11 protein-coding genes are annotated in these 11,444 nt (G+C 67.3%); 4 read left to right on the top strand and 7 right to left on the bottom strand.

What is annotated here, in order from left to right:
* Nucleotides 1-55 precede the first annotated feature (55 nt).
* Complete coding sequence (locus tag AC06DU_RS17975; RefSeq protein ID WP_478202941.1) at nucleotides 56-2,200, top strand: TonB-dependent siderophore receptor; 2,145 nt, start codon at nucleotides 56-58, stop codon at nucleotides 2,198-2,200.
* 193 nt (nucleotides 2,201-2,393) lie between these two features.
* On the opposite strand, the gene AC06DU_RS17970 is transcribed toward AC06DU_RS17975, so the two are convergent.
* The 5 genes from AC06DU_RS17970 to AC06DU_RS17950 form a co-directional block, all read right to left on the bottom strand.
* The gene (locus AC06DU_RS17970; protein ID WP_478202940.1) at nucleotides 2,394-3,044 is read right to left on the bottom strand and encodes a DUF2894 domain-containing protein; all 651 of its coding nucleotides are present in this window, start codon (nucleotides 3,042-3,044) and stop codon (nucleotides 2,394-2,396) included.
* Entirely contained in the window at nucleotides 3,041-3,715 is a 675-nt protein-coding gene (locus AC06DU_RS17965) for an OmpA family protein (RefSeq protein WP_478202939.1), read from the bottom strand. Before AC06DU_RS17965 ends, AC06DU_RS17970 begins: the two co-directional genes overlap by 4 nt.
* Nucleotides 3,712-6,384, bottom strand: coding sequence for a DUF802 domain-containing protein (locus AC06DU_RS17960; RefSeq protein WP_478202938.1), 2,673 nt, complete (start codon nucleotides 6,382-6,384; stop codon nucleotides 3,712-3,714). Before AC06DU_RS17960 ends, AC06DU_RS17965 begins: the two co-directional genes overlap by 4 nt.
* Before the next feature lie 10 nt (nucleotides 6,385-6,394).
* Nucleotides 6,395-7,144 carry a DUF3348 domain-containing protein gene (locus AC06DU_RS17955; RefSeq protein ID WP_478202937.1) on the bottom strand — a complete coding sequence of 250 codons (750 nt, stop codon included), beginning with the start codon at nucleotides 7,142-7,144 and terminating at the stop codon, nucleotides 6,395-6,397.
* A 281-nt stretch (nucleotides 7,145-7,425) separates the two neighbouring features.
* The gene (locus tag AC06DU_RS17950; RefSeq protein WP_016900940.1) at nucleotides 7,426-8,625 is read right to left on the bottom strand and encodes an MFS transporter; all 1,200 of its coding nucleotides are present in this window, start codon (nucleotides 8,623-8,625) and stop codon (nucleotides 7,426-7,428) included.
* 103 nt (nucleotides 8,626-8,728) lie between these two features.
* Between AC06DU_RS17950 and AC06DU_RS17945 the strand changes: the two genes are divergently transcribed.
* Together AC06DU_RS17945 and AC06DU_RS17940 are read left to right on the top strand one after the other, a co-directional pair.
* Entirely contained in the window at nucleotides 8,729-9,640 is a 912-nt protein-coding gene (locus AC06DU_RS17945) for a LysR family transcriptional regulator (protein WP_024938482.1), read from the top strand.
* A 267-nt stretch (nucleotides 9,641-9,907) separates the two neighbouring features.
* A complete protein-coding gene (locus AC06DU_RS17940; protein ID WP_024938481.1) occupies nucleotides 9,908-10,120 on the top strand; it encodes a hypothetical protein in 213 nt (70 codons plus the stop codon).
* A 174-nt stretch (nucleotides 10,121-10,294) separates the two neighbouring features.
* Here the strand turns inward: AC06DU_RS17940 and AC06DU_RS17935 are convergent, their stop codons facing one another.
* Both AC06DU_RS17935 and AC06DU_RS17930 read right to left on the bottom strand, forming a co-directional pair.
* Complete coding sequence (locus AC06DU_RS17935; protein WP_039518701.1) at nucleotides 10,295-10,561, bottom strand: hypothetical protein; 267 nt, start codon at nucleotides 10,559-10,561, stop codon at nucleotides 10,295-10,297.
* Nucleotides 10,562-10,571: 10 nt separating this feature from the next.
* Nucleotides 10,572-10,904 (bottom strand): YkgJ family cysteine cluster protein, encoded by a 333-nt coding sequence (locus AC06DU_RS17930; protein WP_226427509.1) that lies wholly within the window; start codon nucleotides 10,902-10,904, stop codon nucleotides 10,572-10,574.
* A gap of 348 nt (nucleotides 10,905-11,252) precedes the next feature.
* Here AC06DU_RS17930 and AC06DU_RS17925 point away from each other — a divergent pair, with 348 nt between their 5' ends.
* Entirely contained in the window at nucleotides 11,253-11,420 is a 168-nt protein-coding gene (locus AC06DU_RS17925; protein ID WP_478202936.1) for a hypothetical protein, read from the top strand.
* Nucleotides 11,421-11,444 lie beyond the last annotated feature (24 nt).

The following is an 11,444-nucleotide window of genomic DNA, read 5'->3' as shown; positions in this document are numbered from 1 at the left end:
TGTCTCACTTGCCACCCGGGCCCAGCGCGCCCAGGTGCTTCAGGAGTCCTGCCCGATGTCCGTGTCCACGCCGCGCCGCCGTCTGTCCAACACGCTGCCTTTGCTCGGTGCACTGAGCTGCGCAGGCGTCAGTCCGCTTGCCGAGGCGGCCGAGCCGCAGGCGCGCGACCTGGATGCGGTGCAGGTGCGCAGCCAGTACACGCCGTACCGCGCATTGAGCGTGACCGGTGCCACCAAGACCGATGCGCCGCTGCGCGACCTGCCGATCAGTGCGCGCGTGCTGGACCAGACCCTGCTCGAGGATGCCGGCGTCAACGATCTGGCCGGCGCGCTGGAGATGGCCAGCGGCATCACCAAGGCCAACAACCTGGGCGGGTTGTGGGACAGCTATTCGATGCGCGGCTTCACCGGCGACCCGAATTTCAGCTCGGACTACATGGTCAACGGCTTCAATGCCAGCCGCGGTTACAACGGCCTGCGCGATGCGGCCAACACGCAGAGCATCGAGGTGATCAAGGGCCCGGCTTCGGCGTTGTACGGGCGCGGCGAGCCCGGCGGTGCGGTCAATATCGTCACCAAGAAGCCCTTGTTCCAGCCGCAGCACAGCGTGGATCTGTCGGCGGGGCGCTTCGACAGTTATCGCGCTGCGGTCGACAGCACCGGCCCGCTGGGCGAGAACCTGGCCTATCGGCTGAACGTCATGCACAAGGATCAGCACAGCTTCCGCGACACCGTCGATAGCGACAACACGCTGCTGGCGCCCTCGCTGCTGTGGATGCCGACGCCCGATACCACGGTGTCCTACGAGCTGGAATTCGTGCGCATCCATGCGCCGTTCGATCGCGGCGTCACCGCCATCGATGGCGATGCCAATCGGCTGCCGGCCGGGCGTTTTCTGGGTGAGCCGCGCGATGGCGATATCGATCTGCATTCCACCGGGCACCAGGTGTTCGTGGTGCATGGCTTGAACCAGACCTGGTCGCTGCAAGGCGGGGCGACCTATCGCGACAGCGGCATGCGCGGGTTTTCCACCGAACCGTGGACGCTGCAGGCCGACGAGCGCACGCTGCGCCGCGAGCGCCGCTACCGCGATTACCAGGGCCGCGATATCGCCGCGCGTGCGGAACTGCTTGGCAGCTTGCAGGCGGGCAGCGTCACCCACAACGTCTTGTTCGGCGTGGATGGCAATCGCTTCGACGACAGCCGCTTCCAGCAGCGCGCCCGCTCTGCGGCCACGCCGTACAGTATCGACGTGCTTGCGCCGCAGTACGGCGTTGCGCAGCCGGGGCGGCTGGCCGCCATCACCGACACCGAAGAACGCCAACAGGTATGGGGCGTCTATGCGCAGGATCAGCTCGATCTTGGCGCGCGCTGGAAGGCCTTGCTCGGCCTGCGCTATGACCACTACCAGCAGGATCTCGACAATCAATTGCGCAGCGCCACGCAGCGCGCCTCCGATGGTGTGGTCAGCCCGCGTGCGGGCGTGATCTTCCATGTCGACGCTGCGCTGTCGCTGTATGCGAGCGCCGCGGCGGGCTTTCGTCCCAACAGCGGCGTGGGTGCGGACGGGCAGAGTTTTGCGCCGGAGAAGAGCCGTTCGCTGGAAACCGGCCTGAAGTACGTGCAGCCCGGCGATGGCCTGGAAGCGACGCTGGCCGCGTTCCGCATCGACAAGAAGAACGTGCTGAGCCTGGATCCGGCCGACACCAGTTTTTCGCTGCCGGTGGGCGAGATGCGCAGTCAGGGCGTGGAGCTGGATCTGCTCGGGCGGCTGACCCCGCGCCTGGCCGCCTCGGTGGGCCTGGCCTATACCGACTCGCAGGTCACGCGCAGCAGTGAGGCCGCCGCCGGTACCGGCCTGGCCGAGGGACGCCGCTTTCCGAACGTGCCGCGCTTCAGCGGAAATGCCTTCCTCAACTATGAGCAGCCGTTGACCGGCAAGCGCAGTGCGGCGGTGGGCGTGGGCGTGTCGCATACCGGTGAGCGGCTGGGCTCGGTGGATAGCAATACCGATTTCGTGCTGCCTGCGTACACGGTGTGGCGCCTGGTCGGGCATTACGACCTAAGCGAGCGCCTACGCCTGTATGCCAAGGTCGAAAACCTCACCGACCGCCGCTACGCCGCGTTCTCCTACAGCGAGCAGTGGGTGTATCCGGGCGCGCCGCGCAGCTGGACCGTGGGTGTGCGGCTGCGGTTTTGATCAGCGCCGACATGTGATCGACACCGACTGGCGACGTCCGACCATGCCTGCATGATGGACCACGCCAGTGCTGGTCGGCGGATGCCAACGACATTTAGCAGCGCACTGGCCGCGACCGTGCTGGACACGTGCGCCATGCTGATTTCAGCCAGCCGCCGTGTGCGTGCAGCGCCAGCGCGCTTGATTGGTTGCGCTAGCCGCGCCGCGTGGAGGCGCGCTTGCTGCGCTTCTTGCCCGGCGCCACCGGCGCGGCGTCCTCGCTGGCCAACGCGCCACCGCTGTGCAGCTGCTCCAGCCACGACAGCGCGTCGACATAGCCGAGGAAGTGCTGCAGGTAGCCCGGTGAGCACTCGCGCATCAGGCTGATGCAGCGATGCACCAGCACGCTGGAATTGAGCGGGCCGGCGTCCTTGGGGGCGTCCTGCAGCGACTGCCGCACCTGGCTGGCGGTGCGCACCGTGGTCCAGGTGCGACGAAAATCCTCCAGCGCCGGCAGCTCGGGGAACTGCGTGGCATCGGCGCTGGCGGTCTTTCTGCTGTCCACTTCCATCAACGCGGCGTGGCCTGCCATCCGCTCGGCTAACGCGCCAAGCGCGCTGCGCTGCGACGGCTGCGCGGTATCGGTAATTGCAGGACGGCGCGATGCTTTCTTGATTGCCACCGCATACGCATCAATCAAGTTGCCCAGCTTTTCTTCCAGCACTTCGCGCACCGCATCCGCTTGCGTGCCGGCGCGCGCGGCCAGCGTTTCCATCAGATGGAAACGCACCGGGTCCAGCCGGTCGGCGCCCTGGCTGCGCCAGCGCTGCAGGCGCGCGTGCGCGGATGTCGCCTGCGTGCTCATCGCGTGCCTACGGCTGCTGTCGGCTTGGCGGCAGAGGAAGCACGCGACGTGGACGGGCGCGCAATCGGTGCAATCTCCACACGGCGGTTCCTGGCGCGGCGCGTTTCATCGGCATTGGAATCCACCGGCTGTTGCGAGCCGAAGGCCGCGGCGAACACCGATGCGGCCGGCACACCTTCGGCGATCAATGCACGCGTCACCGTGAGTGCGCGTTGGGCCGACAATTCCCAGTTGTCGGCGTAGCGCCGGTTGCCGCCCAGCACCGGGCGGTCGTCGGTGAAGCCGCTGACCATCAGGATCTCCTCGCGCGCCGCCAGGTATTCGGTCAACGGCGCGGCCAGCGTCTTCAGCACCTCGCGGCCTTCCGGCTGCAACTGATCGGAATTGAAGGCGAACAACACATTGCCGCGGATGCCGATGCGGCCGTCGACCAGGGTCACGCGGCCGGCGGCCAGCGGTGCCGCCAGTGCCTGCTCCAGCGTCTTGCGGCGTTGCGCTTCGGCCTGACGCTGTTTGACCTCTTCGTCCAGGCGGCTGGACAGCTGTAGCTGCACGCCGATCACCCCGACCAGGATCAGCACGAACGCGCCCAGCAGCACCGACATCAGGTCGCCGAAGGCGGCCCAGATCGGTGTGCCCGATTCGCCGTCGATGTCGATCTCGTCACTCATGCCGCGCTGGCCTCGCCGGCAGCGGCCTCACCGGCATCGCCGCGACCGCGATCGAGCTGGCGCAGCTCTTCGATGATCTGCTTCTGCGACAGCATGCTGAGGTCGACCACCTCGCGCGCCTGCGCCACGTAATACGCCAGTTGGTCGTCGCTGCGGGCCAGCGAGGCATCCAGTGCGCTGGCGACGTGCTGCAGGCGTTCGTTGAGCTCGCTGGTGGAGCCGCTGAACAGCTGCACCGCCACGCCGAAGGCTTCGCCCAGGCTGGCCACTTCCACCGCGCTGCCGCTGACATGTGCAGCCACCGCGCCGAGCTTGCCGGTCTCGCTGCCGATCTGCTCGGTGAGCTGGGTGCCCACGCGTTGCAGCAGGTCGGCCGAGGTGGTGACCAGCGCATCGACCGCTGCGCGTTGTTCGGTGGAGGCGTGGTTGACCGCGTTGAGCAAGGTGTCCAGGGTGGCGAGCAGCTTGCTGCGTTCTTCCAGCATGGCGGTATCGCGCACCATGCTCTCGGACAGGTTCTGGCGCAGCTCGGCCACCACATCGGCGGCCGCCTTGGGCGCTTCGGAGGCGATCTGCATCAGGCGCGCCACTTCGCTGATGGTGGCACTGGCCTGTGCCTGCGCCTGCGTGGACAGCTCGCTGGCGGTGCTGGCCAGGGTGTCGCAGATCGCCTGCTGTTGCTGGGTGACGCGTTCGCCGGTGCGCTCCCACTGCGTGCTCAGGTCTGCGCTCATCGCGCTGAAGCGCTCGCTCCACAGCGCCAGGCGCTGGGTGTCGCGGGCTTCCAGTGCGGCCTGCAGCTCGGTGTGCGATTGCTGCAGGGTGCCGACCAGGGCGGCGGCATGCGCGTCGAAGCTGGCGGTGGCGGCTGCCAGTGCGCCCTGGTGCTGGGCGGCCAAGGCGGCGCTGGCGTCCTGTTGCTGGGCCAGCGCGGCGTTCCAGGCGCTGGCGGTCTCGCTGCTGGACTGATCCATGCGCCTGGACACCGCATCGACCAGCGCGCTGGAGCGTGCATCGAAGGTGCTGGCGAACTGGGTCAGCGTGCCCTGCAACTCCTGCGTCAGCGCGTGGTTTGCGCGTTGCTGTTCGGCCACCGCTGCGGTCCAGGTGGCGGCGGCAGCGGCGGTGCTGCTTTCGAAGCCGCTGCTCAGGCCGTCGAGTTGCTGCTGCACGGCCTGCTGCACGCCGTCCTGCAGTGCGCTGCTCTGCTGGGCGAGCTGTGCGAGCGTGGCCTGCAATTGCGCGTTCAACGCCGCGCCTGCGCGCTGCTGCTCGGCGATCACCGCGGCCCAGTGCTCGGCCGTGGCGGCGTTGCTGCGTTCGAACCCGTCATTGAGCGCGGCCAACTGCTGCTGCACCGCGTGGGTCACGCCATCCTGCACCGCGATGCTGCGCTGATCGATCTGCGCCAACGTGGTCTGCAACTGCTCGGTCAACGCGTGCTGCGCACGGTCCTGCGCGGCCAGCACGGCCTGCCAGTGCTCGGCGGCCGTCTGCGCACTGTGCTGGAAGCCGTCGTTGAGCGCGTGCAACTGCTGCTGCACGGCGGTGCCAACGCCGTCCTGCACGGCAGTGGTCTGCTGTGTGATCTGCTCCAGCGTGGTCTGCAGCCGCGTGTCGAGCGCTTGCTGCGCGCGTTCCTGTGCGGCGAGTGCGCTGGTCCAGTGCGCGGCTGCGGCACTGGCGCTGTGCTGGAAGCCGCTGGTGATGCCGTCCAGTTGCTGCTGGACGGCATGGGTAAGGCGCTCGTGCAGGGCGGCGGTGTCGCGCGCGATGCTGGTCATGGTCGCTTCCATCGCCGGCTGCAAGGCCGCGCCCACCGCGCGTGCGCTTTCTGCCACGCCGCTCTGCAGCGATTGCTGCATCGCCGTGGCCAGGCGCGCATAGGCCGCCTCGCTCCGGGCGTGGAATTCGGCCTGCTGCGCGGCCAGGCGTTCGTCGGCGGCAATGCTCTGCTGCTCGATGCTGTGCATCAGCGTCTGCAGGCGATCGATCAGCGTCGGCATCAGTGCGCTTTGCTGCTGCTGCAACTTGAACACTTCGCCACGCTGGTGCGCGTCCGAATGCGGATGCAGCTCGGAGGCGATCTTCAGGTCCAGACGCTGCACCGCCTGCAGCCGCTCGCGCCGGCACAGTGCCGACAACAGCCCCAGCATTGCGGAGGTTGCAACGCCGGCGATCGAGGTGCCGAACGCAAACGCCAGGCCTTCCACCGGCGCGGCCAGCGAGCCGCGGATGGCCTGCAGGTCGGTGGCGCTCTGCAATGCGAAGCCGGTGCCCTTGAGCGTGGCCATCATGCCGAGCAGGGTGCCGAGCATGCCCAGCAACACCAGCAGGCCGACCAGATACGGCGTCAGCACCGGTGCCGGCAACGCCACGCGCTCGCCCTTGATGCGCAGGCGCACCGCATTGCGCAGGCTCGGGTGCAGGCGCTCCAGCCATTCGCCCAACGCCGATGGCGCGGTGGTCAATGCGGTGACCGCATCGTCCAGCGTCGCGCTGGCCTGGCGATAGCGGTACAGCTCCAGCGCGCCGGCCACATAACAGGCGCCGATCACTGCCGCGACGCAGGCGCCGAGCGGATTGGAGCCCAGATAACCGATGCCGACCCAGCAAACCGCCAACAGGCCGACGACAAACACACACAGGTGGACGAGAGTTCTGAACATGAGGTCCCAGTTAGCGGGTACGAAGCGCTGCGAGCAGGCCTTCGATCGGGTGAAAACGGACATCCAGTTCGGCGAGTAACACGCTCTGCACGTCTTTGCGAAACACATCCAGCCAGCCGTCGGAGCGCGCGCGTGGCGCGGCCTCGCCGTCGGGTGCCGGGTTCTGCGCCTGCGCGGCATCGCGCAGGCGCTCGAAATGCGCGCCGAGCAGGTTCGGCACATGATTCAGCAGGGTTTGCTCGCGTGGGCTCAAGGTCAGCTCCATCACCGCATCCACCTCGGCCAGCCGCGCCATCGGCGCCGATTCCAGCGCCAGCATGTCGCGCAGGCGGCCACGCAGGTCGCCGGTGGCAGTGCGCATCGCGCGTTGCATCGCCAGGTAGTGCTGCCGGAACGGGGCATAGTCGAGCGCGGGCGGCGCTGCCGCTGCGTCGATGTCGACAGCGGCGGCGCTGCGCGCATCACGACGCGTGCGCGCGAGCACGGCATCCAGCTCGACCACGCTGCTGGTCGCCAGCCCGGTGCGCACGCGGGCGCAGGCCTCGGTGTCGAGTCTGCGCGTGTCGGGCAGCGCGTCGATCTCCGGCAGCTTGCCATCCAGCGCCTTGGACACGGCGACCGCACGCGTCCAGTCGATCCATTGGCTGAGCCGGTCGGCGAGCGCATGGTTGGACTGGGCCACGTGGGCATCGGTGAGGCGAGCAAGCAGGCGAATGAACGCCGGGCCCGACAGGGGCGCCCGTGGAGAAGCTTTCGCCATTGTTCCGGTCAAAGACCGCGCATTTTACACGGGAAGCTGCGCGGTTCGGCGCTTTGCCCGGCAGCTGCGGGCTTGGCCGCGCAGGCCGGCCCGGGCGGCATTCAGCCGGCCTGGTGTGGGGGTGTGCGTGCGATTGCAGCGTGCAGCGCAGCGATCCAGTAGGCGCAGCGCCCAAGGATCAAGTCCATCTGTAGCGGTATCTGGCTTGCGCTCCCGTGGTCGTGCGCAGCGAGCGCGACCAACGCTGCGGGCCAGGGGCGCCTGGCCCGCAACGCGACATCTCAGCCTCGGGCGCGATGTACCAACGGAATCAGCACCACCCCCAGCAGCGCCACCGCCGCGGCCACATAGCCGATGCTGCCCAGCCCCCAGGCAGGAATCACCAGCCCGCCGATGATGGCGCCGATGCCGATGCCGGCATTGGCCGCCGACACATTGGTGGTGCCGGCCAGCGCCTGCGAGTGGGTCACCGAGTTCATCACCCGCACCTGGCTGATCGGAAACAGCGCGGTGTAGGCAATGCCCCAGACCGCCAGGGTCAGATAGAGCAGCACGCCGGTCTTGGCCACCGGCACGCACAGGGCCATGCCCAGCGCGAGCAGCAGCAGGAACACCGCCGTGGCACGCAGCGGCGAGCGATCCACCACCCGCCCGCCCAGCCAGTTGCCGATCAGGCCGATCGCGCCAAAGCCCATCAGCCACCAGCCCACATTCGCCGCCGGCACACCCACGCTGCGTTCCAGCAGGTCGGCCAGATAGGTGTAGGCGGTGAACATGGCGGTGAAGACCACCACCGACAGGATCACATTGGCCAGGAAGAAGCGCTCGCCAAAGATGCCGGCCTGCTGACGCAGATTCACCCGTTCGCTGCGGGCCACGGTCGGCATCCAGAGCGCCAGCGCCGCGGCCATCGCCAGCGACAGGGCAGCCAGGATCCAGAACGCGCCACGCCAGCCGATGCTGTTGGCGGCCACCGTGCCCAGCGGAATGCCGAACAGCAGCGCCGCCGAAATGCCCAGATACACCCGCGACACGGCGCGCCCTGCGTGCTGCGGCCCAGCCAGTTGCCCGGCGGTTTCGCTGGCGGTTCCCCAGAACACCGGCAGCGCCAGCGCCGGTACGAAGCGGGCAAAGGCCAGCACCCAGATATTGGGCGCCAGCGCGGCCACCGCGTTGGAGACCGCAAACACCAGCAGGATCATGACAAACAGGCGCTTGCGATCCAGATGCGACAGCCACGCGGTCAGCGGCGGGCCGAACAGCATCACGGTGAAGGCGAACAACGTCACCAGCTGGCCGGCCGCGGAGATGGAAATTTCCATGTCGCGTGCAAGGCCGGGCAGCAGCCCGACGATAAGGTACTCGGTGGTGACGATCACGAACGCGGCAAACGCCAGGATGAAGATCGCCAGGCCGCTGCGAGCAGCGGCCGGTGCCGCGGTGGCGGAAACGGGGGAGGAAGTAGAGCCGACAGCAGACATGGCATGCGCCGCAGTGTGGGCTGGCCATCATAGGAAAGAATTAAGATCGTATATCGGGAGTATTTTCCGTACATTGCGGACTTCAGTTCTTGAATGTGTATCCATGCATCCCTCTGAACGCGTCAAAGGCATCGATATCTTCGTCAGCGCCGCCGATGCCGGCAGCTTCACGGCCGCCGCCGAGCGGCTCAGCCTGACCAGCTCGGCAGTGGGCAAAGCCATCGCACGCCTGGAGACGCGTCTGGGCGTGCGCCTGTTCGCACGCACCACCCGGCGGCTGGCGCTGACCGACGCAGGCGCGGCGTTCTACCGGGTCTGCGTCAAGGTGCTCGACGAGCTGGAGGAGGCCGAGCACGTGCTGCGCGCCGAAGGCCAGGCGCCCACCGGCCGGCTGCGGCTGGACCTGCCGGTGAGCTTCGGCCGGCACAAGGTGTTGCCGGTGTTGCTACCATTCTTCCAGCGTTATCCCGGCCTGCAGCCGGTCATTTCGTTCACCGATCGCTTCGTCGACATGGCCGAAGAAGGCATCGACATCGCGGTGCGCATCGGCGGTCCGGATCAGTGGCACAGCAGCCTGGGGCACCGCTATCTGGGCCATGAAAAACGCGTGTTCTGCGCCGCACCGCAGTATCTGGCGCAGCGCGGCACGCCCGACAGCATTGCCGCCTTGCTGGCGCACGATGCGGTGCTCTACGGCAAGGCCGACGGCAGCAGTAGCCCGTGGTTGCTGCGGCATGGCGCAGGGCCGGTGGAACAGCGTGCGATGGACGCGCGGGTGGTGTTCGGCAATGCCGAGGCACAGGTGGATGCGGTGGTGGCCGGGTTGGGTATCGCACAGCTGCCGACCTGGCTGATCGATCAGCATCTGCAGCGCGGCAGCCTGGTCGCGGTACTGCCGCAATGCGATACCGAAGGCCTGCCACTGCATCTGGTGTGGATGCGCGCGCGCCAGTTGCTGCCCAAGCTGAGCCGGTTGCTGGAATGCCTGCAGCAGGGCTTGCAGGATGCGGCGTGAGTGCGGCGCCTGGCGTGGGGTCGTGCATGATCGCGGCAGCGGTTGCGCATGGTGCACATCGACGTGCCGCAATGCAGCGCCAGGTTCGGGTCAGCGCACATGCCAGCACACGCAGCAGCGGGCCCGATCAAGCGCAATCACGCCGGTCTGCGCCTGCTCTCTGACCAATTCAGCTCCAACTGCGCTGTCTCACGGCCGACCCTGTTTTGTAAGGTGAACGCGTGTAGGCTGCCGGTCCGGGGACGACTCCCCAACGAGGTGACCACAATGGACCGCTGCGACATGCAGGTGTCCGATCTCATGGTCCTGGAGTTACAAGGGTTCCACGACGCCTATGGCAGTGGACCGGACTTCTGGGACGCGTATCAACGCATCATGACTCTTGCCGCGCAAGCCGGCGGCGATCTGATCACACTGGCCAACGAGATGGCTTCGCTGGCACAGGGACTGGGCGCGACCAAGCACGCGCAACTGCTGTAATCCGCGCTTCCCTGTTGGCGACGCGGGTCTGCGTGCCGGAAGGCGGTCATTTCGAAGCCGACGATGCCGGCGCTGTGGGTTCAGCCGGCCGTGGTGTCTGCACGCAGCGCGGCATCGATCACCCAACTCCAACAGCGACAGCCACACCGCAGGTGTGCTGCCACTGCGACGCGCTTACTCGGCGTCGGTTGTTGCGGTTGTCGCGGTCTCTGCTTCAGACGCGTCGGTTGCCTTGGCAGCAGGTTTCTTGACTGCCTTGGCAGGGGCGGCCTCGGGCTCGCCACGCTTCTTGTCGCGACGCAGCGGGGTATCGCCCAGACGCTCGATCGCGCCACCGGATTGCTGGAACGCCTCCAGATCGGCGGCCAGCCGTTGCTCGGACAAACGCGGCTTGCCTGGCTGATTGCTCACGGTCATCGACTGACGGCGGGAGTTGTTCATGGCGAAATCCTCATGCGTTGTACAGCGTCAAGGGAATGCCCCGCCGGCGTTGGTCGTCGTAGGTGGCACGCACGTCGCGGCAATACGGCCCGGACATGACGAAACGCCGGCAGATTGCCGGCCGCGTCTCGTAGATCGAACAACACATGCGCGCTGCATCGATGGCCACGCACCAGCCTTCCTCGTCACGCGCCATCACGTGCCAACCTTGCGGTGTCACGCTGGTCAAGTGGTTGGGGATGCGGTCGGATGGATCGACCATGACGGTGAGCCGGCAACAGACGGCGTCGCAACGTTCGCAGAGATTCTTGATGGAGAAGGCCAGATAGAGTGAAGGCGACACCGGAGCCCGGCCGCCCTTGCACCATACACCCTGGGCGCGCCGGGGTGTGAACCGGTCCCCGCCGTGGCGGCAGCAGGCTGTTTTCTCGTGGCGCAAAAACGCGATGATCGCGTTGCCGGCAGTGCCGTGCCTTGCGCGTCTGCCTGTTGACGCAAGCACGGCTTGCTGCGCGCTCGATCGTGCTGTGGTCCGCATGCGTACGATCGCCATGTTGCGACAACCTGCCGATGCATCCAACGTTGCCTAAACGGTTGCCTTTGTCGCGCCAGTGCGAAGACCTCTTTCACCTGTGCCGTCGGCAGGCCACCGTAGCGTTGGGTGGTCTGCATCAACGCGACAGGAGATCCCATGAATACTGCCCATCAACACGCAACTGCGCCCGATCTGGCCGGCGATCACGACGACCGACGCAGCGAGAAGGAAAAGCAGGACGCCTTGCAGGACGATGCGCTGGAAGAAACCTTTCCGGCCAGCGATCCGGTGTCGCCGTTCGTGCCGGCCAAACCGCTGGACTGACCCGGCCACACGAGCCAGCAACGC

The sequence above is a fragment of the Xanthomonas sp. NCPPB 3200 genome (assembly GCF_056393585.1).
The sequence above is the reverse complement of the archived record's forward strand: the minus strand, read 5'-3'. Positions and strand labels throughout refer to the sequence as shown.

What these genes read in the sequence shown, in the direction of transcription:
- AC06DU_RS17975 (WP_478202941.1), top strand. Translation starts at nt 56, where the DNA reads ATGTCCGTGTCCACGCCGCGCCGCCGTCTGTCCAACACGCTGCCTTTG.
- AC06DU_RS17970 (WP_478202940.1), bottom strand. Translation starts at nt 3,044, where the DNA reads ATGAGCACGCAGGCGACATCCGCGCACGCGCGCCTGCAGCGCTGGCGC.
- AC06DU_RS17965 (WP_478202939.1), bottom strand. Translation starts at nt 3,715, where the DNA reads ATGAGTGACGAGATCGACATCGACGGCGAATCGGGCACACCGATCTGG.
- AC06DU_RS17960 (WP_478202938.1), bottom strand. Translation starts at nt 6,384, where the DNA reads ATGTTCAGAACTCTCGTCCACCTGTGTGTGTTTGTCGTCGGCCTGTTG.
- AC06DU_RS17955 (WP_478202937.1), bottom strand. Translation starts at nt 7,144, where the DNA reads ATGGCGAAAGCTTCTCCACGGGCGCCCCTGTCGGGCCCGGCGTTCATT.
- AC06DU_RS17950 (WP_016900940.1), bottom strand. Translation starts at nt 8,625, where the DNA reads ATGTCTGCTGTCGGCTCTACTTCCTCCCCCGTTTCCGCCACCGCGGCA.
- AC06DU_RS17945 (WP_024938482.1), top strand. Translation starts at nt 8,729, where the DNA reads ATGCATCCCTCTGAACGCGTCAAAGGCATCGATATCTTCGTCAGCGCC.
- AC06DU_RS17940 (WP_024938481.1), top strand. Translation starts at nt 9,908, where the DNA reads ATGGACCGCTGCGACATGCAGGTGTCCGATCTCATGGTCCTGGAGTTA.
- AC06DU_RS17935 (WP_039518701.1), bottom strand. Translation starts at nt 10,561, where the DNA reads ATGAACAACTCCCGCCGTCAGTCGATGACCGTGAGCAATCAGCCAGGC.
- AC06DU_RS17925 (WP_478202936.1), top strand. Translation starts at nt 11,253, where the DNA reads ATGAATACTGCCCATCAACACGCAACTGCGCCCGATCTGGCCGGCGAT.